This window comes from Enterococcus caccae ATCC BAA-1240 (assembly GCF_000407145.1).
GTDB classification, from domain to species: Bacteria; Bacillota; Bacilli; order Lactobacillales; family Enterococcaceae; genus Enterococcus_L; species Enterococcus_L caccae.
In genome coordinates this window covers 459,137-485,548 of sequence record NZ_KE136472.1, presented here as the reverse complement: position 1 = coordinate 485,548, position 26,412 = coordinate 459,137, and the positions used below count along the sequence as shown (strand labels likewise).

Sequence of the window (26,412 nt, the reverse complement as noted above, 5' to 3'; positions counted from 1 at the left end):
TGTTTCCTCCCTAAATTTCGTACGGGAGCAATCATAACACGCAGCAAGCCACTGATGGTTACTAATTAATTAAAGGTAAGTTACAGGATATAGGAAAACGTTTTATTCATTGTTACATTGGAAATATTCTCATTATTTATTAAAAAAGAGCATAGAAACATAAATTAACGCTTGGTCTATCAAGTTTATTTCATGTTCATTAAAATCTAAAAAAAATATATTTTTTAAGATTAAAGTTATATTTATCTGATATACCCTTGATAAATTTGTCAAATAAGATGATAAATAGTTCTTTGTTACAAGTCGATTACAAATAATTCAAACATAATCTGCATAAAACTATTGTAATTTTATTTAAAAAACAAAAAAGCTGAGAGCGGGACAAAAGCAACTCCTTCGTAAATAAGTTGAAATCCACAAAAATTTGAAAAACAATTTTTGCGAACTCCCTCTTATTTCTCGGAGCTAAACACTTTTTTCTCGACCTCAACCTCACTTAACATATCTCTTATTTAAAAAAGTCTGAAATATGAGTCCAGATTTCTTCTTTGAACACATCTTTTGGATTTCCTCCGCCAATCACTCCATAACCAATCATTGTTCCGGCTACAAATAAGATGATTACTAAGGCAATCACTACTAAAACTTTCAACAAAGTCACTATAATATAGCGTGTCGAACTCATATCTATTTCCCCTTTAATTAACAGTAGACAGTTGTTTTTCTGTAACTTTTTCGTCATTTATACGTTCCACTTTAGCACCTAGTTTTTGAAGTTTTTCATGGAATTTATAATAGCCACGATCTAAATACTCTAAGTGTGATACACGTGTAATACCTTCAGCACGTAATCCAACTAAAATCAAAGCAGCAGCAGCACGTAAATCAGTCGCTTCTACAGCAGCACCTTGTAATGATTGAGTACCATTGATAATAGCGATATTTCCGTCAATTTTCACATCCGCATTCATGCGTTGCATTTCTTCTAAGTGCTGGAAACGATTTTCAAATACCGTTTCAGTTACTACACTTGATCCTTCTGCTACCATTTGCATCGCAGTCATTTGTGCTTGCATATCTGTAGGGAAGCCTGGATGAGGTAACGTTTTAATGTCAGTAGGTTTAATCACTTTCGGACCAATGACACGCAAACCGCCTCTTTCTTCGCGAATAATAGCACCCATTTCAGTTAACTTAGAAATAAGCGGACGATTATGTTCTGGAATAGCTTCTTCAATCAAAACATCTCCTTCAGTCATCGCAGCCGCAACCATAAATGTTCCAGCTTCAATACGATCTTGAACGATTGAATGTTCCACTGCATGAAGTTTCTCAACACCTTCGATACGCATCATTTCAGTGCCGGCACCGACGATTTTAGCACCCATCTTATTAAGGATATTAGCTAAATCTACGATTTCAGGTTCTCTAGCAACGTTTTCGATTACTGTCATACCTTTGGCTTTCACAGCTGCCATCATAATGTTTTGAGTTGCCCCTACACTTGGGAAATCTAAATAAATCGTATTTCCGATCAATTCATCCGCAATAGCTTCAATATAGCCATTTTTTTGAATGATTTTAGCTCCTAATGCTTGGAAACCTTTCAGATGTAAATCAATTGGTCGTTTTCCAATTGCACATCCACCGGGCATCGCAACTTTTGCATGTCCGTTACGAGCCAATAAAGGCCCCATAACAACAATTGACGCTCTCATTTGACTAACATACTCATAATTTGCTTCGATGCCTAAAGGCTTAGTTGCATCTATTGTAACTTGGTTTGCTTCTTCATTAAAATCAATATCTACATTTAAATGTTTAATAACTTGGTTCATTGTAAAGACATCAGAAAGAATCGGCACATTCGTTAACGTTGTTGTTCCTTCTTCAGCTAATAAGGTTGCTGCTAAAATTGGCAATACTGCATTTTTAGCCCCTTCGATTTTCACAGTTCCTTTTAATTGGTTACCACCATGAACAATGATCTGTTCCATTTTGTTCCCCCCAAAAAAGTTAGAATTGGATGTTTTAATCCAAAATCTTTTCTATTATACCACTATTTACCAACAATTAGTATCTTTTCTTTTTATTTGTCAATCCTTATGGGAAAAATACAATAAATAAGTTACGGCATAACGCAAGAAACTCTAGGAAAAATGAGCTTACAGTATAACCGATAACAATTGAAAATAAGACGATTAGTAAACGTACTTGAGAGGTTTGATGCGTTTTGAAAAATTGTTCCAATCTGATTGATTGCATCGCCCAAAAGCTAACATAAATAAACATCATATGGCAGATGATTCGAATCACTGCATCAATACCAAAAAATTGCATAACTTTCTCCTTAATCTAAAAGCGTAACAGACTTGTTCAACTTCTTCTGAAAAATATGGTTGTGTCATTTTTTTGCACAGACCTATTTTATCGTTCTTGTAAGAAGTCAACCACAAAAACTAGATAACCTAAAAGCAGAGTACGCTCATTTAAGTAATATAAAGATAGTTTATCATAAATTGTCTCAAACAAAAAATAAAGATTCTTAAATCTCATAAAAATAACATATGTATGCTGTTGTGAGTTATGATAAAAGATGGCTGAGACCTCATTATTTCGCCGTCTCAGCCACTCATAATTTTACGTATGTTTTGATACATTGATTCGATTGATCGCTCGATGAAGGGCAACTGTTGCACGGCGTAATTCATCCGTATTCGCATTTTCCTTCGCTTTTTCAATCATCCGCTCAGCTCGTTGTTTAGCGCGTTCTGCACGACTTACATCAATATCTCTTTCACGTTCTGCACTATCGGCAATGATTGACACAACATTATCACGAACTTCCATAATGCCGCCATTGACCGCAATCCAATCCACATGTGTATCCGAATCCGTTCTTTTTACACGAACTTCATCGATCGCTAAAGGGACAATGATCGGTGCATGTTTTGGTAAGATACCAATTTCACCATCTGTTGTTTTCGCAACAACGATTGTCGCACGATGATCATAAACCAATCCATCAGGAGTCACCACATTGACAGTTAAACAATCCATTTCTGGATCTCCTCCTTTTAGTAGTTCAATGTTTTAGCTTTTTCTATAACGTCTTCAATTCTACCTACACTACGGAATGCTTCTTCTGGCAGGTCATCATGTTTACCATCAAGAATTTCTCTGAAACCTCTGACAGTGTCTGCAACAGGAACATAAGAACCTGGTTGTCCTGTAAATTGTTCTGCCACATTAAAGTTTTGTGACAAGAAGAATTGAATGCGACGAGCGCGACCAACCAAGATTTTTTCTTGATCAGATAACTCATCCATTCCTAAAATCGCAATAATATCTTGTAATTCACGGTAACGTTGCAATACATGTTGTACTTCTGTTGCTACAGCATAATGTTCGTCTCCTACAACTTCTGGTGCTAATGCACTTGATGAAGAAGCTAGTGGATCAACTGCTGGGTAAATTCCCATTTCAGTCAAACGACGTTCCAAGTTCGTCGTTGCATCTAGATGAGCGAAAGCTGTTGCAGGCGCCGGATCGGTATAGTCATCCGCTGGTACATAAATCGCTTGGATCGATGTAATTGAGCCTTTTTTCGTAGAAGTGATACGTTCTTGTAATTGTCCCATTTCAGTTGCAAGAGTTGGCTGATAACCAACTGCAGAAGGCATCCGACCTAATAAGGCAGAAACTTCTGATCCAGCTTGAGTGAAACGGAAAATATTATCAATAAATAACAATACATCTTGACCTTCAACATCACGGAAATATTCCGCAATCGTTAAACCAGTCAAAGCAACACGCATACGTGCACCAGGAGGTTCATTCATTTGACCAAAAACCATGGCAGTTTTTTCGATAACGCCAGAGTCTTTCATTTCAAAATAAAGGTCGTTTCCTTCACGAGTTCGTTCTCCTACACCTGTAAATACAGAAATACCGCCATGTTCTTGGGCAATATTATGGATCAACTCTTGGATTAACACGGTTTTACCAACACCGGCACCTCCGAATAATCCAACTTTCCCCCCTTTTAAATAAGGAGCTAGTAAGTCAATAACTTTGATCCCTGTTTCTAAAATTTCGTTACTTGTACTCAATTCGTCAAAAGCTGGTGCTTTTTTATGAATACCGCTTCGTACTGCGTCTTCTGGAAAAGGTTCTTCTAAATCGATTGTATCGCCTAAAACATTGAAGACACGACCTAATGTTTCTTTCCCAACTGGAACAGAAATTGGTTTTCCAGTATCGATGACTTCCATTCCTCGTTGTAATCCATCTGTTGATTCCATCGCAATCGAACGGATGACACCGTCACCTAATTCTAAAGCTACCTCTAGAACAACTTTTTGTTTTTCTTCGCCGTTTTTATAAACGACTAATGCATTATTTATATCTGGTAAGGATTGATCTAGTGAAAATTCCACGTCAACAACGGGACCGATTACTTCAACAATCTTTCCTGAACTCATGTTTCTTTCCTCCGTTTCGTTTGAAGAGGTCGTAAAACTATCGATATTTCAACAGTTTTGTACCCTAACGAGGTCGTGATAAAAACCTGTCTTCTCTATTACTTAGTAAGAACTTCAAGCCTATTTAGCTCAAATCTTGAATGTTACTCTAATGCAGCTGCACCCGCTACGATTTCAGTAATTTCTTGTGTAATCGCTCCTTGACGAGCACGATTATAAGAAATCGTCAAATCGCTAATAATATTTTGAGCATTATCAGTGGCCGTCTTCATTGCAGTCATCCCAGCTGCGTGTTCAGCCGTTTTCGCATCAATAATCGCACCATAAATCAAACTTTCAGCATATTGGGGTAATAAATTATCCAAAATAGCTTCTTCAGAAGGTTCTAAAATATATTCCTGCTCATATGTTGTCGCTTCATCTGGATCTAAATCCGAAATCGGCAACATTTTTTCAACTCGAAACTGGCTAGTCAATGAATTGATATGATGGTTATAGCATACATATAATTCATCAAAGACTTCATTTTCATACATTGTAGTCGCTGTTGAAACGATTTTTCTAACTTCATCAAAGCTAGGCTGATCGCTCAACCCTCGAAGCTCGTATGCCACATTAATACCGCGAGCTTTAAAGAAATCAGCCCCCGTTCCACCAATAGCAATCAATACGAATTCGTCTTGAGATTTATGATCATCTGCCATCATTTTCATCGTTTGTTTTAAAATTGAACTATTGTACCCACCGACAAGTCCTTTATCTGACGTAATCACAATATAACCAGTCTTTTTTACAGGACGTGAAGTCAACATCATGTGATAGTTTCCAGTTTCTGATGCTTCTTCGCTATCATATGAGTCTAATTCTTCCAAGTCACTTAATTGAGCTGCAACAAGATGCGTAACGATAGAACGGATTTTTGACGCATATTCTTGAAAACTTCTAGAAGCCACTTCTGATTTTGTCAGTTTAGCACCAGAAACCATTTGCATGGCATTGGTAATTTGACTTGTCTTTTTAGTTGAAGCAATGCGTTGTTTGATTTCATTTAATGAAGCACCCAATTCTTGTCACCTCTCTTACGCATTTTGAATTGATTCAAGTGTATCTTTCGCTGTTGATCCGCCTGAATTAGCGGCATCGAATATTTCTTTAAACTCGTTGATTGCAGCATCTAACTCTTCTGATTTTGGCAAGTCTTTTGTTGTACGGATCGTTTCAAATAATTCAGGATGTTTGCCATCTAAAAAGTCGAATAATTCTGATTCAAAATCTAGAATTTTCGCAACACTGACACTGTCTAAAAATCCGTGTGTCAATGCATATAAAATCACGACTTGTTTTTCGACTGCTAACGGTGCATGCAGTTTTTGTTTTAAGATTTCAACAGTCCGACGGCCTCGATTTAATTTTGCTTGAGTTGCTGCATCTAAATCAGAACCAAACTGTGTAAATGCTTCTAATTCACGGTAACTTGCTAAATCTAAACGAAGGGTACCGGCAACTTTTTTCATTGCTTTTATTTGTGCTGAACCACCTACACGTGATACTGAAAGACCGGCATCAACGGCTGGACGAGTCCCTGCATAGAACAAATCACTTTCTAAGAAAATTTGTCCGTCTGTGATTGAAATAACATTTGTTGGAATATAAGCAGAAATATCTCCAGCTTGTGTTTCAACAAATGGTAAGGCCGTCATTGAACCGCCACCTAATTCATCACTTAATTTTGCCGCACGTTCTAATAAACGTGAATGTAAGTAGAAAACGTCACCCGGATAAGCTTCCCGACCTGGAGGACGGCGTAATAGTAATGAAAGTTCACGATAGGCAACCGCTTGTTTTGATAAATCATCAAAGATAATCAAAACATGTTTGCCGTTATACATGAATTCTTCACCCATCGCAGCTCCTGCATATGGCGCAATATATAGTAATGGCGCTGGTTGAGATGCTCCTGCATTTACGATGATTGTATAATCAAGTGCACCATAAGCTCTTAACGTTTCAACTTGGTTCCGGACAGTTGATTCTTTTTGACCGATCGCAACATAAATACAAATCACATCTTGTCCTTTTTGGTTAATGATCGTGTCGATAGCAATAGATGTTTTCCCTGTTTTACGGTCACCGATCACTAATTCACGTTGGCCACGACCAATTGGCACAAGTGCATCGATTGCTTTAAGACCTGTTTGCATCGGTTGATCAACTGATTTTCTTTGCATAACGCCTGGTGCTGCAGCTTCTACTGGGCGTGTTTTATCTGTTTTGATTTCGCCTAAGCCGTCAATTGGTTGACCCAATGGATTAACAACACGGCCAATCATTGCTTCACCGACAGGAACTTCCATGATTTTGCCAGTACGTTTTACTTTGTCGCCTTCTCGAATGGTTTCAAAATCACCTAAGATGATAATACCGACATCATTGGTTTCTAAATTTTGCGCCATTCCGTATGAGCCATTAGAAAATTCAAGTAATTCTCCACTCATTGCGTTTTCTAACCCATGGGCACGAGCGATTCCATCCCCAACATATGTGACAGTCCCAATTTCTTCGACTGCTAATTCTTGTTGATAATTTTTGATCTGTTCCTTAATCAAGGCACTGATTTCTTCTGCTTTGATAGCCATTCAATTCACCTCTTTATTGTGCTGAACGTTATTTTAATAACAATTCTTGGATTCGTTCTAACTGCTTATGGATACTGCCATCGATCACTTTATAATTGGCTTCTATGATTACACCGCCAACGATATCAGGATCGATCAGATTAATTAGATTAGCTTGTTCATAGCCTAAAAGTTTTGCTGCTTTTTCTTCCATTAATTGATGTTGCTCTTTTGTCAGTGGAACGGCAGTTAATGCTGTTCCTAATAGTAAACTTTTATGTTCGTCATAACGTCTTTCGTATTCATCAATCATCAATAGTAAATCGTTCATACGGGAATAGTTATAAACAACGTATAAAAAATTTTCGATCGTTCCTTCAAACCCACTGACTAATTGCTTCATGATTTCATCTTTTTCATAAGGTTCAAGACGGACATCACTTAATATATCACCTAAATCTGGTACTTCATGAAAAATCTCTCTGAGTTTCAACAAGTCTTGATAAATGCTATCGGCTTCATGCTTTTCAATCGCCAACTCAAACAAAGCTTTACCATAACGTTTACCTACTGTGTACTTATCTAACTTCATTTGACTTACCTAAACCTTCAATATAAGAATTGATCAATGAATCGTGTGCATCAGGCGTCAATTCTTTGTTTAAGATTTTCTCTGCAATTTGTAAAGACAAACTCGCTACTTCATCTTTCACAGAAGCTAATGCTTCTTCATGTTCTTGAGAAATATCTTGACGCGCTTTTTCTCGCAAACGTGAAACTTCATCATTTGTTTCTGATAAGATTTTTTGACGGTTTTGATCTCCACTCTCTTTCGCATGTTTGATGATTTCTGCTGCTTCAGATTTAGAAGAAAGTAACTTTTGTTGACGTTCTTCTTGTAACTTAGCTGCTGCGATTCGAGATTGTTCTGCAGAATCTAAATCGTTGGCAATTTTATCTTCACGTTTTTTTAACATATCAGTGATTGCTTCCCAAGCGAATTTCTTGATCAGAAGCATCAAAATTAGAAAAGCGCCACTTACAACAATCATCGTGCCTATTGTTGTACTTGGTCCTGCTTCACCGATTACTAAATAATCTAGCATGAAGTTTCAACTTCCTTTCTCTGCAATACTCTGTGGTGCTGTTGTTTAATTGCGTTATTTGTATACCCTTTTTGATGAAGCTTAATGTTTCTTTTGCAAAAATACTGCTCATCATCTGCTCTGCTGTTTTGGTAGGCCTTTACAATTTGCTTGATGGTTTTGGCGGTCTTCTTTTTTGGGGAGAAGTTTGATGTTTCTTTTAATAGGTTACTTCTCTCTTTTCGTTCGCCAAGTACTGCTCATCATCTGCTCTGCTGTTTTGGTAGGCCTTTACAGTTTGCTTGATGGTTTTGGCGGTCTTCTTTTTTGGGGAGAAGTTTGATGTTTCTTTTAATAGGTTACTTCTCTCTCTTCGTTCGCCAAGTACTGCTCATCATCTGCTCTGCCGGAGGCAGTCGCAGTGATTCGCAGCAAAGAAAGCAGTAACGCGTGGCGTTTTAAAAACTCAGCGTCCTGCCTTCTAAAGGGATTATTTAAGCACTAATAACAATGCAATAACTACACCTAGAATAGGAACCGCTTCGATCAAGGCAACCCCGATAAACATTGTTGTTCTTAGTTGTCCAGCCATTTCTGGTTGGCGTGTCATTGATTCGATTGTTTTAGAGATAACTTTTCCGTTACCGTAAGCTGCTCCGATTGCTGCTCCGAAAACTGCGATTGCTGCTGCGATATAATTCATTATTGTTTTCCTCCTAAGAAATAGTTGTTTTTTATTTATTGTTTATTCTTCGACTTCAACTTTATGAGCCATGTAAACCATTGATAATGTTACAAAAATAAATGCTTGTATTCCTCCGATAAACAATGAAAAGGCTAACCAAATCATCTCTAACGGTATTGCAAGTGGAATCGTCCAAAGTCCTACACTGGATACGAGTCCTGCAATCAATCCAAGTAATACTTCACCGGCAAATATATTTCCGTATAAACGTAGCGCTAAAGTAAGCAAGTTCGTAAATTCTTCCATCAACTTAATCGGCATTAGGAAAGATACTGGACTTAAAAAACTATTTTTAAAATATCCTTTTAAGCCAAAACGACTAACACTGAAGAAATGTGTTAAAGCAATCATGATCAATGCTAATGTCAACGTGACCATTGGATCGGCTGTTGGGCTCTTCCAATACGTATAATCCCCGATTGCTACTTTCGTTACTAAACCAATAATATTAGCAACTAAAACGAACATGAACATCGTGAATGCTAGCAGGTGAAAATTTGTTACTTCTTTACTCGGCATATTGTCGGTAATGATACTTCGAACAAAATCAATGAGATACTCAATGACATTTTGCTTGCCTTTAGGTTTCATTTGTATATTCCTTGTGCAGTAATATACTATCCCAAAGACAATGACACATGTTAACAGAACCATCAAGCAAATCGTTCCGTCAAACCAAATTGGCCCAATCTTGAAGAGTAGTGTCTTCTCTTCCAAATTTTTTCACCTCTTTTCTAACAAACTTGCGAGAAGCTTAAAAAGGCTTCTATTTCTTAACCACACGTATCATACCACCAACGATGAATAATTTCAAAAGAATTTCATGAAAATTGGACACTTCTTTTAATATGACAAAATAATAGTAGAATGAAGTCTCATTTGTAATTGGCGGTACAAAGGTTGGTTACTGAAAAAACGATGAAAACTCATCAGTTTCCTTACACTCTACCAAATTTTTCACATAAGATAAAGCAAAGAAAACAAATATGCGAAAAAGAATAAAATAACCCATGAATCAATTTCTTTCCATGAAAAAATACATACGGTTGATAAATTAGCGCAATTTATTTTTTAAAGTCCTGTCGATTTCTCGATTAATTTCTTTGCGTTTCAAATCTTCTCGTTTATCATATTGTTTTTTCCCTTTAGCTAAGCCAATTAATACTTTAGCATAACCATTACGGATATACACTTTTAGTGGAATAATCGTGATCCCTGTATTTTTCGTCTCAGCAATCAGCTTTGCAATTTGTTTTTTATGAAGTAATAACTTTCTTGTTCGTAAAGGATCATGATTAAAAATATTTCCCTGCTCATATGGGCTGATATGCACATTGAGCAGGTAAGCTTCTCCATTTCTGATTCTGGCAAACCCATCTTTTAAATTGATTCGTCCATTGCGAATGGATTTAATTTCAGTTCCTTGTAACACAATTCCTGCTTCCATTGTATCAACAACAGTATAGTCATGCCTTGCTTTACGATTTTGGGCAATCAGTTTCCCTTCCCCTTTTGGCATCCCCATTCCTCCGTTTTCTATTTTTTCTTTTGTTTCTTCCCTTTTTTCTTTTTCGCTACTTCTTTATAAAAGGGTTTTTTGCCTTTTTTCTTATTTTTCTTTTGCGTAAATGGTTTCTTATCGCCATATTTACGATCTGAAGTTCGTTTTCGGCGATTATCCTGACGTTTCTTTTGTTTTGGCGCTTCAATTTTCTCTACTTCTTCTGCTTCAAGAAATTCAAAATCAATTTCTCTTGTTTCAGGATCAGCTTTGTCTACTTTTACTTTAACTTTTTGACCGATTTTCAGTGTCATTCCAGTTCTTTCACCTACGAGAGCCATGTGATTTTCAATAAAATGGAAATAATCTTGTTTCAAATTATTGACATGAATCAAGCCTTCAATCGTATTTGGCAATTCAACAAAAAGACCAAATCGAGTAACCGAACTAATGATACCATCAAATTCTTCACCAATTTTATCAGCCATAAATTCAGCTTTCTTCATTGAATCCACTTCTCGTTCTGTCTCAACAGCACGACGTTCCATTCTTGAGCTATGGTCAGCAATATCTGGCAAGTCCTGTTCCCATTTTTCTTTTAATTTTTCTGAAACAGTACCTTCATAACTGCGAATCAATCGATGAACGATCAAATCTGGATAACGGCGGATCGGTGACGTAAAGTGCGTATAATATTCTGCAGCCAATCCGTAATGTCCATAATTATCTTCTGAGTAACGTGCCTGTTGCATACTACGCAGCAACATGGTGTTAATGACAGCCTCTTCTGGCTTATCAGCAACTTGTTCTAAAACTCTTTGTAAGTCTTTCGGCGTAATATCAGCCTTTGTTCCTTTGACTAGAATGCCTAGTACAGCTGCAAAATCAAAGAAACGCTGCATTTTTTCTTCTTTAGGTTGCTCATGGATACGGTAAATAAATGGTAATTTCAAGTCATGGAAGTGCTTTGCTACCGTTTCATTTGCCGCTAGCATAAATGATTCGATTAATCGTTCCCCTACACCTCTTGTACGAAGTAAAATATCATGAGGATGCCCTTCTGGGTCAACCAATACTTTCGCTTCACGATCTTCAAATGAAATCGCGCCGCGATTTTCACGCATTTGTTCAAGAATCTGGTGAAGTTCGCCCATTTCTTCAAACATCGTTAATAATTTTTTGTAACGTTTCATCGTTTCTGGTTTTTGTTCTTCTAAAATTTCATTGACTGCAGTATAGGTCATGCGTTCAGTTGTTTGGATCACGCTTTGGAAAATATCATGTTTCACGACGTGTCCTTCAGGTGTTATCTCCATCTCACAACTCATTGTAAGTCTTGGCACATTAGGGTTCAATGAGCAAATACCATTAGACAAGCGTTGCGGAATCATCGGTACAACACGGTCAGTTAAGTAAACACTTGTACCACGTTCGTATGCTTCTTGATCTAATTCACTACCTTCAGTGACATAATAAGATACATCTGCGATATGCACACCTAAAAAATAGTTTCCGTTTTCTAGTTTACGAACGGTTACCGCATCATCTAGGTCTTTAGCATCTTCTCCGTCGATTGTTACAATTAACTGATCGCGTAAGTCTCTGCGGTCTTTGATATCGACTTCTGAAATTGCATCGGGGACTTTGTCAGCTTCCGCAATCACTTCGTCTGGGAAGCTCGTTGGAATTCCGTGTGCCACAACGATCGATAAAATATCCATACCTGGATCATTTTTATGACCAACTACTTTTTTGACGATTCCTTCTAAACTCTTCGGATATTCTTTTTCAGGATAATGCGTCACTTCTACGATTACAATACTGCCGTCAACTGGTTTGATTCCTTGTGCTGCAATATTAAAGGTCAAGCCTGTCATTTTTTTATCTTTTGGAACAGCATAACCATAAAGATCGGTTTCACTCACTTCTTTTTCGTCATAGGCAATAAATTCACCTACTACTTGAGTGATTGCACGAGTTTTGATTGCTACGACCTTCCCTTCAGCACCACGGTCTGAAAACGCATCTGCTGGCTGAACGATATCGATGACAACGATATCGCCATCCATCGCAAAATTCACCGCTTCTTTTGGAATATAGACATCTGATTCTTCTGGATCGATCGTCACAAAGCCAAAACCTCGTTCGTTTGCACGAAAAGTCCCTTCAATATCTCCACTTTTTTGTGGTAGACGGATTTTTCCTTTTTTCGTGAATTCTACTGAATTTTCCCGTTCCATCGTTGCAACGGTCTGAACAAGTAGTTTAAAATCTGAGCTTTTTTGCAGTTGTAAGCCTTCTGCGATTTCTTCCATAGAAAAACTTTTTTTCGTATGATTTTCCATGAAAAATAGGATTTTCTCCTTGATTGTTTGTTTAGTCATTCTTTCTCCTCATTCCAAGATAATGTATTTAAAAATGCTAACACATCTTGTTCTAATTGTTTATGATCTGGTCCAATCGTCAGAACATGTCCGCTATTTGGATACCAGTTTAATGTAAATCGTGTTTGGATCAGTGCTTGAGCTGCCCGATAGACCCCCATAGGATCGATCATTTCATCACTTCCAGCTTGTGCCATAAAAACGGGAACTTCAATTTGATCAAGTTTCGTTGCGGTTTGTTCAGAAAAAGATTCGATGTCTTTTAATTGATGATAAGATGCTTCTTTGATTTTCACTATACGCTGTGTTCGTTCTTCACTTGGTATACCTGCTGTCTTTAATACTTTATCAGCATACAAAACGAAATTTTCTGGCACCTTGTTTTTTACTGGGAATATTGGTGAGCAGAAAAAACCACCACCGATGACTCCTTCTAACTGACTCGTTAATGTTTCCATCGTAAAAATACCGCCCATCGATAAACCAAAAACTGCTATTTTTTGATAGCCTTTCTCTTTTAAAAACTGAACGGCATCAAGTGTATCCTGCCACCAATCATTGGTCGACTTTGCTAAAATATCTTCTGGTGCAATAGTTGCGTGTCCAGAAAAATTAGGTGAATACACCGTATAATTTTCTTTTTCTAAATAACGACTCAACATGCGGACATCGTTACTACTTCCTGAATAAGCGTGCAAGAGTAATACTGCACGAGAACCATTTTGTGTAAATAATGGTTTAGGTAGACTAATTTTTTTCACTATCCAATTCACCTCATCCCCATTTTAGCACATTCTCTACTGAAAACCTTATGAAAAGAAAGATGTTCCATGAACTTTTCATAGATAATTATTCAATTTGTGTAATAAAAAAAGCCCCTCAGTATAATGAAGGACTTCAACGTTTTTACTTCGATGATAATAATACTAAAATAAATAATAGTAACATCCAAACAGCACCAATAATTGCCGTTGCGCGTTGCATAACAGCTTCAAATCCACGTGCTTTTTGTTTACCGAAAAGTTTATCTGCACCACCAGTAAATGCGCTAGCTGCACTGTTTTGCTTACTTGGTTGCATCATAACGGCAATAACCATCACTACTGAAAGGATGATTACGAGTGTTAAAATAAAATTATACATAGTCTAATTCTCCCTTATTCACAAAATACATCTATTATACTTTAGCATATTTTTCAGACAAATACCAGTTGTATTTCACTTTCAATACTGGTTTGAATAAATAAAATGATCTGGGCTTGTCCGAGCAAACACAGATCATTTTATTTATTTTCTTAAAACATCTTCATATTCTGGTTTAGTATCAAATTCTTTTTTTGCAAAAGGACATAATGGAATGATTTTTTTCTCTTCCCGGCGAGCTTTTTCTACACCCTTTTCGACGAGTTTTTCTGCTAATTTTTGACCTCTGTACTCAGGGTCAACAAAGGTATGATCGATAATCATCATGTGATCACCGGCATTTGACCAAGTCATTTCACCAATTTCTTGATCCTCATCATTAAATAATACAAAGCGATCTTGTTCTTCTTTAATTTCCATGTCTATTTCCCATCCTTTCGAATATATTTTAAAGCACCACTAGGACAAGAGTTGATTACGCGGATATCCTCTTCAACACTGCCATTATCGGCAATGATCCATGGACGACGTCCAACTTCAAAAACATCTGGATTCCCTCGAACACAGTTTCCAATATGAGCACAGATATCTTTATTATAGTAAATATCCAAGTCCTCGCCCGAATATTTACGATACCCTTCTTCTAAAAGCAACGTTTCAGTGATCGTTTTGTCGTTTATTTTGCTTCCTTCCATTCTGTTTTCCTCCAATTTTTAAAAGCTTTACAATGTTCTAATAAATTGATTTTCAACACAGCATAACGATAAAATTACAATTGTTTTTTATTTTTGATAAGTTGATTCTAACAATTTAACTATTTTGTTGCAACTATCCTTTCTCACTTTACTCAGTCATTTTTGGCACGTAAGGAAGACAAGATAGAGACCGTATCCACTACTTCTTGTAATACTGCACCAATCAAGGCTGGTATGACACCAGTACTGGCAATTAGCATCAAGAGTGTACAGATTAGAATACCAATAAGCACAGATTGTTTGGCGATTTTCATTGTATCTTTAGAAATTTTTACTGCGGTACTCACTTTTTCCAGATTGTCTTTTAAAATAACTGCATCAGCCGTTTCGCTCGCGGCGGTAGCGCCATGGGCTCCCATAGCAATTCCAACATCTGCGATCGCTAAGGAAGGCGCATCATTTACGCCATCTCCTACCATGATCACTGGACGCTTTTTGATTGGTATTTTCTTCAATACATTGATCTTATCTTGCGGCAAACATTCTGCGTAAATCTCTGTAATTCCTACCTCTTTAGCAATAGCATCTGCAACTTGTCGATGATCTCCAGTCAACATCAGTAAATGTTCCACATCGAGTTCGCGAAGTTGCGTCATCGTGGCTTTCGCTTCAGGTCGAATAGTATCCTTAAACGTGATATAGCCTAAAAATACTCCGTCTTGAGAAATGTATATAACCGTTTGATCAGCAATCTTTTCGATTTTTTGTTGCGAAATGAAGGTAGGTTTGCCGACACGAACCTCTTTTCCTTCAATTGTTGCTTTTACTCCTGACCCCGTTACTTCTTCTAAATCAGATACTTTTTTTAAATTTTTTGGTGTAGTGATAGAAGCTAAAAGTGAGCGTGCTAATATGTGACTTGATTCCTGCTCAGCACTTGCTGCAAGCAACAACAATTCCTCTTTAGAAACATTAGATTCAGGAATAATTTGGGCGACCGATAATTCACCTTTTGTGATCGTTCCAGTCTTATCAAAAGCGACACTTTGGGTTTCAGCCATTTTTTCTAAAGTGGTTCCTGTTTTTACAACGATTCCATTTCTGCTTGAACGACTCATACCTGCAACAAGCGCAATTGGTGCAGCTAAAATCAATGGGCATGGAGATGCTACGACCAAGACTTCAGCAAATCTTGTTGGATCTTTTGAAACAAACCAAGCTATACCCGCAATTACATAAGCAGTAATGGTAAATGGAACAGCATAACGATCGGCCATACGCACAAAATGAGCAGGCTGTGATTCGGATTCTTTAACGAGTTTAACAATCGTTTGATATTGACTGTCTTTAGCACTTTTTTCTGCTTTCATCGTTAGAGAACTTTCTCCATTGATCGATCCAGACATCAATGAATCACCCTTTTGTTTATTTATCGGACGAGACTCTCCAGTTAAAGAAGACTCATCAACTGCGGATGACCCACTAATAATAGAACCATCGACTGGAACTATTTCTCCTGACTTCACTACGAGCTCATCACCAACCTTGACCTTTTCAACCATGATCTCTATCAAAACACCATCAACTAACTGATGTGCTTTTTGAGGTGAGTTATCCAATAATGACTTTAATTCCTTATTTGCTCTTTTGGCAGCATAATCTTCTAAAGAATCACCCCCGGTCAACATGACCAAAATCATCAAACTTGCCCAGTATTCACCGACAGCCAGTGTTGCTATGATCGCTGTTATGGCTAAAATATCTACTCCATATCTGCCAGATTTTAGCGTTTTAATCATTTCTACTAACATTGATAATGTCATTATTGAACCTGTAATAACGATGATAGCAAACGCCCAATAAGCTTGGTGGAAAGCAAATTCAAATAATAATGCTAAAATGCCTGTCGCTATTGTAATCATCAGTTTCGTCAAATGTTTCATTTTAGGTCACTCCTTTTAAGCCTGTTCCTCTTCTATACTAAGATTACGCTCAGATGTACAAATAGCAAAGGTAAAAGACTTAAATGAAAATGATTGTCATTCTTATTAAATTTGAATAAAAAAGCATGAAGTGAGTGGGACATAACTCTTCGAGTCATGTCCCACTCACGTGGAATCCTGATAAACGGTGGGATCAGAAGCAATCCCTTCGGAAATAAGCTGAAATTGCTGTAAAACACAACGAGGAACGAGTTGATGCTTTCTCGCTAAAGGCTCGTCGCAGATAAACATTGTTGCACAGTACCTACTTGGTCACAAAAATTTGAAGAGCACCGATTAGGAATCATTCAACATCGGAATTAAAAAATCTACGTTTCTTGTCAATTTCGTGAATTCCTTCCCATTTCTCGGGATTAAACGCTATTGTCTCAATTTTTGTCCTTAAATCACGCGCTTTTTCTTTTTAATTTTTCTATTTCCACTTCTCTTTTCAAACTCGTGGACAGCCCTTGTCATAAATAGAGATATATAGTTGAAAATAGATCGGCTACCTAAAATTAATGGTAAGTAGAACAGAACATTTCTTGTAAATAGTGAAGTTAGCATAAAGAAATCACCAAAGAATAAGAAGCAGGCAATAAATGCCAACAATAATAAACCAATCATGATTTGTTTTTTTAAGTCAAGTGGTCGAGCTGCTTTTAATAATACTTGAAATCCGACACATCCTGTCAACAAGACACACATTGTAGAAACGTCTTGGTGCGATAAGCTAAACCAAATACCGGCAAGCTGCAAGACCAAAATATTGAAAACAACAGTTAATGCTCCTGGCACTGAAATCCTCAAAATATTTGTTAAAAAATGTCCTTTGATTCGTTGGTAATTTGGCTCTAAAGCTAGAATAAACGACGGAATTCCTACAGTTAGCGTATTAATTGGTGTTAACTGTAATGGAGCAAATGGATAGGGTAAAAATAAAAAGATAAACGTCACTGCAAGAATTGCCGAGTAAATCGTTTTTACCATATACATCGATGCCACTCGTTCAATGTTATTGATCACTCTGCGGCCTTCATTTAGGACTTGAATCATTGAACTAAAATCAGAATTCAACAAGACTACATCCGATACAGCCCGAGCAGCATCACTTCCGCTAGCCATTGCAACGCTGACATCCGCTTCTCTTAATGAAAGTATATCATTGACACCATCACCAGTCATACAGGTTGTATGACCATTTTGTTTCAAAGCTTGAATCAGCTCTCTTTTTTGATAAGGTGTTACACGACCAAAAACGGTTGTATTTTCAACCAATTCATTAAAGTCTGCTGAATCAGAAATAGTACTCATATCAACAAAATTTTCTGCACCAGCAATTCCCGCTTGTTTCGCTATTTGTGATACAGTAATTGGATTATCACCTGAAATCACTTTTAATGTGACATCTTGTTTAACAAAGTATGAGAATGTATCCACTGCATTTTCACGAATCGTATCTGCAATAATAAAAATGGCAACAGTCTCTTTCCTTTGTGGTAATTCAGGTCTGGTTAACTCTTCTGGAAAATGAACCAAGATCAAAACCCGATCCCCTTGCTCATTATATGGGGCAAGTTTTTCTCTTAAATCTGTTGGAACTTCTGAATAGATAAATTCTGGAGCTCCCATGACAAAAGAACCTTTTTCTTCAAAAGTAACCCCACTCCATTTTCGATCAGATGAAAATGGAATAACTTCTTTGACTTTCCATTTAGCTTTTGCTGATGGAAATCTAGTTCTAAGTACTTTTGCAGTTGCATTTTGGTCGGATAAACCTGCCATCATTTCACCCATTGCTCGTTCGATTTCACTTGCTGGAAAACCAGCTTGAGGAATCAACTCTTTGAAAGTTAATGTGCCATCTGTTATGGTTCCTGTTTTATCCAAACAAATAGTATCAACCCTAGCAAGAGTTTCAATACATGATAGTCTCTGGATCAACGTTTGTTTTCTGGCTAAGTTAGCCGCGCCAACAGCAAAGGCGACACTCGTTAACAACATCAAGCCTTCAGGAATCATACTGATCAAAGCACCAGAAACCCCTAAAACTGTTTTTGGAAATGACTGCGTTGATTGGTATTGCGACCAAAACAACAATAAACCAATCGGAACGATTGCAAACGTTAACCCTTTGATCAAAAGATTTAGTGAGTTCATCAGTTCAGAGGTTGATGGTTTCTCCGTCTTGGCTTCTTTAGATAATTTAGAAACAAAATTATCTTCACCAACTGCATTGATTTTAACAAATCCTAATCCGGAAGTAATAAAACTACCGCTCATAATTTTATCACCATTTTGCTTTGTGATTTTATCCGATTCTCCTGTTAATAAGGATTCATCCACCTCCATCCCCTCTGCATGTAGCACGATGCCATCAGAGGGCACTTGGTTTCCTAATGTTAAAACCAAAACATCTCCTAAAACAATTTCATCTTGATATATTTTTATCAATTGATTGTCTCTCAATGCTGTAACTTCCGTTTTATTCACGATAGATAATTTATCGATTGTTTTTTTCGCATGTATTTCTTGGATCACACCAATTGCAGTATTTATAATAATAATCCAGAAAAACAAAGCATTTTTAGGGTAGCCTACAGCAAATACTGCGATAGCTAAAAATAGATTGATAAAGTTGAATAACGTCAACGAATTATCTAAGATGATTTGTTTTGTTGTTCTAGATAAATCTTCAACTTCTTTATTATATTTTCCTTCTGCGTATAATTGTTGTACTTTCTGATCAGACAATCCTACGACGTTATCTGGGATCCGAATATCATTAGTATTGATTGTTCGTATTTTTTCTTCAGATGAAAGAAATTCTTCGTTATCAATATCTCTTTTTTTCCTAAACATTTTTTTCATATTTTCGTTCACCTTTTTCTTGCTTTAATTAACTTAATTGTAGAGTAATTTATCGATTATTTCAGATAACTAGTTTAAGTTTACACTTTTTTTAACCATTTGCACAAAATGAAGATGCTTTACTCCAAATTTAGCAAAAAAAGAAAGGCTAAAAGTTTAGTCTTCCTTCATTCATTTGATATTTTTTATACGATGCCAAAATTTCAAAATCTAATTCATATAGAATAATGCCTACAACACTCGGATTAAAAAGTGATTTGAATCTACTTATCTCAAATAGAGTGAGACTGAGATTAAAGAAACGGCTGTACCAGCAGAGGAGATTTCAATCCACTCACTCAAATAGAGTGAGACCAAAAGTTATACAGCTTAAACCCAAGAACAGAAATTATTTCAATCCACTCACTCAAATAGAGTGAGACGTAAAAAGCATATTTGCCCATATTCACGGGTACGATTTCAATCCACTCACTCAAATAGAGTGAGACATGATTGGGGCGGACAAGCTCAACAACCAGTGCAAATTTCAATCCACTCACTCAAATAGAGTGAGACCAATAATGGTTTTGCTGATATGGCAGATCATCTTGATTTCAATCCACTCACTCAAATAGAGTGAGACATAAAATGGGTTTAGCTAGTACAGCGAACAAGAGGATTTCAATCCACTCACTCAAATAGAGTGAGACTAGGGTAGTTATGACCTTTTTCTATTTCAGTCTGTATTTCAATCCACTCACTCAAATAGAGTGAGACGGCTATGGGCAATTATCAGATGCAGCCAAGAGAATTTCAATCCACTCACTCAAATAGAGTGAGACGACCAAGCAGCACTAGACGCTCAAATTGCAGCGTGGATTTCAATCCACTCACTCAAATAGAGTGAGACTGTGAAAAATGATGATTATCTATTATAAATCATTGATAATCACTAAATTTCTACGTAAATCCTTATGATTATTAAAATAAAATGAGGAAAAAGCCGAATATAGCTTTTTTCCTCTCTTATTTTGGTGCGGATCTCTCAGTGATTTCATGGGCACATGGGGTTCGCACCAAATTAAATCGTTTATTCCTTATTTCCAAAAATCATCAAATATAGAAATTGGCATATGACGTTTGTGTTGTGTTTTTTTATACCAGCCTTCAATTGTTGCTTTGGCTTTATCCGATACTTTTTTTCCTTCAACATAATCATCAATATCTTCATAGGTCACCCCAAGTGCTACTTCATCTGCCACTAAGGGTTTGTCATCTTCTAAATCAGCTGTTGGGATTTTCGTATATAATTCAGCTGGTGAACCTAGTTCTTTCAGTAAAGCTTTTCCCTGACGCTTATTTAAACGGAATAGTGGTAATATGTCTGCACCACCATCTCCATATTTAGTATAAAAACCGGTAATATTTTCAGCTGCATGATCCGTACCGATCACGGCCCCTGATTGTTCACCTGCAATGGCATATTGTACGATCATTCGTTGGCGTGCTTTCATATTTCCTTTATTGAAATCACTGATTGCAATTCCTGCTTCCGAAAGAGACAGAACACATGCATCAATTGCAGGTTTAATGTTTACACGTAACGAAATATCTGGCTGAATAAAATCTAAGGCTTTTTTGGCATCCGCTTCATCAGCCTGCTCGCCGTAAGGTAATCGAACTGCTACAAACTGATAGTGTTCATCTTTTGTTTCATTACGCATCTCTTCCATCGTTAATTGAGCAAGTCGTCCAGCTAATGTAGAATCTTGCCCTCCACTAATCCCTAAAACAAGCGTTTTTAAAAAAGGATATTTATATAAATAGCTTTTCATAAACTCAATACTTTTACGGATTTCTTCTTGCGGATCTATTTGAGGTTTTACTCCTAGTTCTTCAATGATCGCTTTTTGCAGTGACTCCATCGCACATTCCTCCTATTGTAAAAGCGAAGCGGGCTCGTTCAGTCTTGAAAAAGATAGGATAAATGACAGGTAATGCATTTTACTCCAATTCATTTTTATCTTTTTTCCGAGAGACTAGTCCGCATAGCTAGATACTATTTATTTGCCTTCGCTAAATGCTTTGACGTCCACACGTACTTTCTCAAGTAAACGCATCTTATGATTCCAACATTCAGTAGATAAGTCAACTGGGTACTTCTGCGGATTAAGGTCCCGTTTATACTCTTCCCACAATGAATCAAGATTTTCTTTAGCATATCCTTTGATTTCGTCTAATGTAGGCATTTCGTACACTCGTTTCCCCTCAACAAAAATATCTTGTAAAACCGCTCGTGCTTCAAAGTCTCTAACGGTTTTGTTGATGAAGGTGTGCACAGGATGAAACATATAGATTTCCTCCTGTTTACGGGGATCTTCATCCCATAGCGTTACATAATCGCCTTCAGATTTTTTATCTGATTTACGGGTGATTCGCCAGACTTGTTTTTTCCCTGGTGTCGTCACTTTTTCCGCATTACTGGAAAGCTTGATTGTATCTTTCATCTGACCATCTTTGTCTTCAATTGAAACTAATTTAAAGACCGCCCCTAAAGCCGGTTGATCATAGGCCGTGATCAGTTTGGTGCCAACGCCCCAAACATCGATTTTTGCTTTTTGCATTTTTAAACTTAAAATAGTATTTTCGTCTAAGTCATTTGACGCATAGATTTTAGCATCTGTGTAGCCTGCTTCATCTAACTGTTCACGTACTCGTTTTGAAATATAAGCCATATCTCCGCTATCAAGACGAACACCAAGAAAATTGATCTTATCTCCCATTTCGTTAGCAACTCGAATGGCACTTGGAACACCTGATTTTAAGGTGTCATAAGTATCTACTAAGAATACACAATCTTTATGCGTCTGCGCATATGCAGTAAAAGCATCATAATCATTGCCATAAGACTGTACTAAAGAATGCGCATGTGTTCCGCTAACAGGAATACCAAAAACTTTCCCTGCTCGAACATTACTTGTAGCATCTGCTCCGCCGATATAAGCTGCCCGCGTTCCCCAAACAGCTGCGTCCAATTCTTGCGCTCGACGAGTTCCAAACTCCATTAACGGATCTTCACCAATCACTGACTTGATACGTGCTGCTTTTGTTGCAATCAATGTTTGGAAATTAACCATATTCAAAAGTGCAGTCTCAATCAACTGACATTGAGCTAAAGGTCCTTCGACCTGAATCAAAGGTTCATTATTAAACACTAAATCTCCTTCTAGAGCTGATCGAACCGTACATTTAAATTCAAACTCTTTTAAATATGTTAAAAAATCTTCCGGATATTCTTCCACTTCTCTAAGATAGGCAATATCTGTATCCGTAAACGTTAGGTTTTCTAAATACTCTACCAAACGTTCTAAACCAGCAAAAATAGCATAGCCATGGTTAAAGGGCATTTCCCGAAAATAGCATTCAAAGACAGAATGCAAATCTGCTCTACCAAGTTTCCAATATGTCTGCATCATATTGATTTGATATAAATCCGTATGTAATGTTAAGCTGTCGTCATCGTAAACTTTTTTCATCTAACTATGCCATCCTTTATTTTTTCTAGAATTTTAATCTCTATTATAACAAAAAAACTGTTTTTTAACTTAAATCTGATTTTAAGATGTTTTTTTCTTAAAAATGAAAAACTTACTGAAAAAGTAATTCAACACAACTACCGCCACTTGCGTCACCATTTTTGCCCAAAACGACGAGATTTGCATCACTTCAACCATTAAAACCATCAGTGCCATATCAACCACAAAAGACAAAACGCGGTACCAATAAAATAGCAGCATTTCTCTAATAAAAGACCCAATATCCTCATGATTGCTAGCAAAAACAAAGTATTTATTTGTGAAAAAGGCAAATAGCACGGACAAAAACCAGCTAATTGCATTGCTAATTTTATAATCGACTCCTAAAATATCTTTACAAAGAAAGAAAATAACAAGATTCACAATCGTCGTTGCCACACCAAAAACTAAATACGAGATCACTTCTTTATATTTATGAAACAATTCTTTCAATAGCTACGCTTCCTTTCATTACTCTTACTATTTTAGCAAAGTTAGATTAGAAATCATACTGCTTTTTATCGTCCCTGTCTTGTCCATACAAAAACTTCCTTTGATATTATTTCCCATAAATATTTTTATAGTAGAAAACAGCAAGTTGGGTTCGGTCTCTCAATTCCAGTTTCTCCAATAAGTGACTAATATAATTTCTTATGGTCCCTTCACTTAAAAATAAATGTTGAGCGATTTCTTTATTATTCATGCCTTCTGCTATTAAAGAGAGGAAGGATAGATCTTTTTCATTTAAATCATATTCTTCTAAATAAGTTGATTTTTCAGTTTGTAATAACCGAGGCAATCGTTCCATAATAGAATGTCCAAAAACAGATTGTCCATTTTTGACTGCTTTGATCGATGGTACGATTGCTTCTAAATCTTGTTTTAATAAATACCCTTTGACACCAATCTTTAACGCCTCAACAATATAGTCATCATCAGAAAATGTTGTTAACAACAAAATATCTGCTTGCTCTTTTTTTTCTAAGATCTTGGTTGCAACGTCAATACCGGTAGACTCCCCCATTCGGATATCCATCAACAAAATATCAGGCTGCAACTCTTCATATAATGATACAGCTTGAGCTGCATTATTCCCTATCCCAACAACACTAATTTCCCCGCTTGCTTCAACAATCGTCTTAAGAGACGTTGTAACTAACAAATCATCATCTACGATTACTAAACGAATCACTTTTTTACTCCTTTATTTTGGCAAAATTACCAACAACAAAAAACCCACTTCTTTTTGTTGCCAGCTCAGTCTGCCCCCTAGTTTTTCTATTCTTTCTTGCATCCCTATTAATCCGATGCCGATTTCATTTGGATTTTTCTTTCTATTTTGCTGGCCATTATCCTCAATTGCTAATTTATAAAAACCGGGATGTTCCTGAAAATCCATGATCACGGTATCTGCTTGACTATGTTTCATCACATTTGCCAAAGCTTCTTTAATTAGCATAATACAGGCAAGTTTATACTCTTTACTGATTCGTTCAGTAAAGCTACCTCTTACTTCTACATTACAAAACGTAAAACTCTTTAGAATATTTTGACACGCTAGTGATAAACTTATGGATTCATCATGTAGATCATGTACGCTATCACGAATACTGCTCATCCCTTCATTGATCGTTTCTTGGAGCTGATTTAATGGTTCTACTAAATGTTGCTCCTGATTGATTGTTTTAAGCGCAGCTGTCTGGAGTAGCGCACTAGAAAGCAAATGTCCCACATTATCATGAATATCACGCGCAATTCTATTTCGTTCATTTGAAAGCTCCAGATTCACTGTGATCTCTTGCTGTCGAATCAATTCAGCATTTTGAGATTCTAGAATAAATCGATGCTCACATTTCTCTTCTTCTAGCAATAAATAATCCTGATATAGTCTTTTATCTCTTAAAGTAAACAGAGCCAAATAACTTGCAAGCGCGCATAGTAAAATAATATATAGTTTCAAGCTAGTTGAATAATTTCCACTACTTAAAAAAAACAATAATACCAAACTGCTATTAAGAATCATTCCTTTTTTTCCAGTTTCCATTAGTCCATCATAAAAGAGAACTGGTAAAAAATAGGCATACTCTTGCCACCAAACAGAAGCAATCAATAAAATCAAAATCGTCAAGGTAGAAAATTTGGGGTCTTTTATGACCCAGACCAACATACTTAAAACAACAGTCACTAACACAAAAATGACCATTTCACTTTGATAGACTTGCTTTAGAAGTATACTCAAACATAAACCTAACAAAAATGCTTTATCAAACAAGTGGCGCATCAAACATTTATTCATTCTCTTCTCCAACTTCTTCACTTATATGACAAATGTCACATCAATATAGGAAAATAATCACTTAAAACTTAAATTCGTTTAAGCTATAGTTCTATTATAAAGAAAAAAAGGAGAATTTCATATGATAATCGAAATAAATGATTTAGTAAAACGGTATGGAAAATTAACAGCATTGAATCATTTTAACTTACAAGTAAAAAAAGGAGATATTTTAGGATTACTTGGTCCAAATGGGTGCGGAAAATCAACAGCCATTCATTGCATGCTTTCTCTATTAACGTATGACAAAGGCGAAGTGAAACTCTTTGGTGAACACATGTCACCTACACGTTATGATTTAAAAAAACGCATCGGGATAGTTCCCCAAGAAGTAGCTGTTTTTGATGAATTGAATGTGATTGATAATATTGATTACTATTGCGGGCTCTACATCACCGATAAAACGACCAGAAAACAATACGTTTCAGAGGTAATTAATCTTGTAGGGTTAGAAGATTTTACCACTTTCACACCTAAAAAACTTAGTGGTGGTTTAAAACGCAGACTAAATATTGCCTGTGGAATCGTTCATAAACCTGAGCTTATTTTTCTAGATGAACCCACTGTAGCAGTTGATCCTCAAAGTCGTAATAAAATTTTAGACAGTATAAAAGAACTCAATCGTCAAGGTGCAACAATCGTCTATACAACACATTATATGGAGGAAGTCGAACAACTGTGTAACAACATTGTGATCGTTGAAAAAGGTCAAGTAATCGCAGAAGGTTCAAAAGAACAATTAAAAGGATTGATCAAGGTCAATGAAAAAATCGTAATCGAAATTCCTGATTTCCCATCTGCAATTAAAGAACAATTATTACAACTTACCGGAATCATCGATATCACATACGATAATGTCTTCGTAACCTTAAATACCGAAAAGAGTAAAACCGTTTTTACTCAAGTCCTACACATCTTAGAAAAAAATCAGATTGCATTTGGCAATTTTTATACACAGCAACCAACGCTAAATGATGTCTTTTTAGAAATCACTGGTAGAGAATTAAGAGACTAGAAA

The 26,412-nt window shown here is 36.6% G+C and carries 25 protein-coding genes and 1 CRISPR repeat array; of the genes, 1 reads left to right on the top strand and 24 read right to left on the bottom strand.

The window, feature by feature from the left end; all coding sequences use genetic code 11:
* Window positions 1–508: 508 nt before the first annotated feature.
* From I580_RS16640 to I580_RS16400, 24 genes are all read right to left on the bottom strand, one after another.
* Complete coding sequence (locus I580_RS16640) at window positions 509–685, bottom strand: DNA-directed RNA polymerase subunit beta (RefSeq protein ID WP_071865817.1); 177 nt, start codon at window positions 683–685, stop codon at window positions 509–511.
* Window positions 686–698: 13 nt separating this feature from the next.
* Window positions 699–1,997, bottom strand: coding sequence for a UDP-N-acetylglucosamine 1-carboxyvinyltransferase (gene murA, locus I580_RS02130; RefSeq protein WP_010772958.1), 1,299 nt, complete (start codon window positions 1,995–1,997; stop codon window positions 699–701).
* 106 nt (window positions 1,998–2,103) lie between these two features.
* Complete coding sequence (locus I580_RS02125; protein WP_010772959.1) at window positions 2,104–2,340, bottom strand: DUF1146 family protein; 237 nt, start codon at window positions 2,338–2,340, stop codon at window positions 2,104–2,106.
* Between the two features lie 300 nt (window positions 2,341–2,640).
* Complete coding sequence (locus tag I580_RS02120; protein WP_010772960.1) at window positions 2,641–3,060, bottom strand: F0F1 ATP synthase subunit epsilon; 420 nt, start codon at window positions 3,058–3,060, stop codon at window positions 2,641–2,643.
* Window positions 3,061–3,077: 17 nt separating this feature from the next.
* Complete coding sequence (atpD, locus tag I580_RS02115; RefSeq protein WP_010772961.1) at window positions 3,078–4,484, bottom strand: F0F1 ATP synthase subunit beta; 1,407 nt, start codon at window positions 4,482–4,484, stop codon at window positions 3,078–3,080.
* Window positions 4,485–4,627: 143 nt separating this feature from the next.
* Window positions 4,628–5,548: a F0F1 ATP synthase subunit gamma gene (locus I580_RS02110; RefSeq protein WP_010772962.1), complete on the bottom strand. Its 921-nt coding sequence runs from the start codon at window positions 5,546–5,548 to the stop codon at window positions 4,628–4,630.
* A gap of 15 nt (window positions 5,549–5,563) precedes the next feature.
* Complete coding sequence (atpA, locus tag I580_RS02105; protein WP_010772963.1) at window positions 5,564–7,120, bottom strand: F0F1 ATP synthase subunit alpha; 1,557 nt, start codon at window positions 7,118–7,120, stop codon at window positions 5,564–5,566.
* Between the two features lie 28 nt (window positions 7,121–7,148).
* Complete coding sequence (gene atpH / locus I580_RS02100; RefSeq protein ID WP_010772964.1) at window positions 7,149–7,691, bottom strand: ATP synthase F1 subunit delta; 543 nt, start codon at window positions 7,689–7,691, stop codon at window positions 7,149–7,151.
* Complete coding sequence (gene atpF, locus I580_RS02095; protein WP_010772965.1) at window positions 7,678–8,205, bottom strand: F0F1 ATP synthase subunit B; 528 nt, start codon at window positions 8,203–8,205, stop codon at window positions 7,678–7,680. Before atpF ends, atpH begins: the two co-directional genes overlap by 14 nt.
* A 469-nt stretch (window positions 8,206–8,674) precedes the next feature.
* Entirely contained in the window at window positions 8,675–8,887 is a 213-nt protein-coding gene (atpE, locus tag I580_RS02090) for a F0F1 ATP synthase subunit C (RefSeq protein WP_010763289.1), read from the bottom strand.
* 42 nt (window positions 8,888–8,929) lie between these two features.
* The gene (gene atpB, locus I580_RS02085; RefSeq protein ID WP_034860381.1) at window positions 8,930–9,646 is read right to left on the bottom strand and encodes a F0F1 ATP synthase subunit A; all 717 of its coding nucleotides are present in this window, start codon (window positions 9,644–9,646) and stop codon (window positions 8,930–8,932) included.
* A 337-nt stretch (window positions 9,647–9,983) separates the two neighbouring features.
* The gene (gene smpB / locus I580_RS02080) at window positions 9,984–10,448 is read right to left on the bottom strand and encodes an SsrA-binding protein SmpB (RefSeq protein WP_010772967.1); all 465 of its coding nucleotides are present in this window, start codon (window positions 10,446–10,448) and stop codon (window positions 9,984–9,986) included.
* A gap of 17 nt (window positions 10,449–10,465) precedes the next feature.
* Entirely contained in the window at window positions 10,466–12,814 is a 2,349-nt protein-coding gene (gene rnr, locus I580_RS02075; RefSeq protein ID WP_010772968.1) for a ribonuclease R, read from the bottom strand.
* A complete protein-coding gene (locus tag I580_RS02070; protein WP_034860382.1) occupies window positions 12,811–13,587 on the bottom strand; it encodes an alpha/beta hydrolase in 777 nt (258 codons plus the stop codon). Before I580_RS02070 ends, rnr begins: the two co-directional genes overlap by 4 nt.
* 133 nt (window positions 13,588–13,720) lie before the next feature.
* A complete protein-coding gene (secG, locus tag I580_RS02065; protein ID WP_010765524.1) occupies window positions 13,721–13,957 on the bottom strand; it encodes a preprotein translocase subunit SecG in 237 nt (78 codons plus the stop codon).
* Window positions 13,958–14,101: 144 nt separating this feature from the next.
* Window positions 14,102–14,377 carry a GNAT family N-acetyltransferase gene (locus tag I580_RS02060; RefSeq protein ID WP_010772970.1) on the bottom strand — a complete coding sequence of 92 codons (276 nt, stop codon included), beginning with the start codon at window positions 14,375–14,377 and terminating at the stop codon, window positions 14,102–14,104.
* Between the two features lie 2 nt (window positions 14,378–14,379).
* Complete coding sequence (locus tag I580_RS02055) at window positions 14,380–14,652, bottom strand: (4Fe-4S)-binding protein (RefSeq protein WP_010772971.1); 273 nt, start codon at window positions 14,650–14,652, stop codon at window positions 14,380–14,382.
* A 152-nt stretch (window positions 14,653–14,804) separates the two neighbouring features.
* Window positions 14,805–16,595, bottom strand: coding sequence for a heavy metal translocating P-type ATPase (locus I580_RS02050; protein WP_010772972.1), 1,791 nt, complete (start codon window positions 16,593–16,595; stop codon window positions 14,805–14,807).
* A 441-nt stretch (window positions 16,596–17,036) separates the two neighbouring features.
* A complete protein-coding gene (locus I580_RS02045) occupies window positions 17,037–19,505 on the bottom strand; it encodes an HAD-IC family P-type ATPase (protein ID WP_010772973.1) in 2,469 nt (822 codons plus the stop codon).
* A 322-nt stretch (window positions 19,506–19,827) separates the two neighbouring features.
* Window positions 19,828–20,394: direct repeats of the CRISPR family, unit length 32 nt; unit sequence ATTTCAATCCACTCACTCAAATAGAGTGAGAC.
* A gap of 187 nt (window positions 20,395–20,581) precedes the next feature.
* Complete coding sequence (gene nadE, locus I580_RS02040; protein WP_010772974.1) at window positions 20,582–21,409, bottom strand: ammonia-dependent NAD(+) synthetase; 828 nt, start codon at window positions 21,407–21,409, stop codon at window positions 20,582–20,584.
* Between the two features lie 138 nt (window positions 21,410–21,547).
* Window positions 21,548–23,020, bottom strand: a complete 1,473-nt coding sequence (locus tag I580_RS02035) for a nicotinate phosphoribosyltransferase (RefSeq protein ID WP_010772975.1) — start codon at window positions 23,018–23,020, stop codon at window positions 21,548–21,550.
* An 81-nt stretch (window positions 23,021–23,101) separates the two neighbouring features.
* Window positions 23,102–23,512, bottom strand: coding sequence for a GtrA family protein (locus tag I580_RS02030; RefSeq protein ID WP_010772976.1), 411 nt, complete (start codon window positions 23,510–23,512; stop codon window positions 23,102–23,104).
* Window positions 23,513–23,618: 106 nt separating this feature from the next.
* Window positions 23,619–24,251 (bottom strand): response regulator, encoded by a 633-nt coding sequence (locus I580_RS02025; protein WP_010772977.1) that lies wholly within the window; start codon window positions 24,249–24,251, stop codon window positions 23,619–23,621.
* A 12-nt stretch (window positions 24,252–24,263) separates the two neighbouring features.
* Complete coding sequence (locus tag I580_RS16400; RefSeq protein ID WP_010772978.1) at window positions 24,264–25,355, bottom strand: sensor histidine kinase; 1,092 nt, start codon at window positions 25,353–25,355, stop codon at window positions 24,264–24,266.
* A 121-nt stretch (window positions 25,356–25,476) separates the two neighbouring features.
* Between I580_RS16400 and I580_RS02015 the strand changes: the two genes are divergently transcribed.
* Entirely contained in the window at window positions 25,477–26,409 is a 933-nt protein-coding gene (locus I580_RS02015; protein WP_010772979.1) for an ABC transporter ATP-binding protein, read from the top strand.
* The last annotated feature ends 3 nt before the right edge of the window (window positions 26,410–26,412 follow it).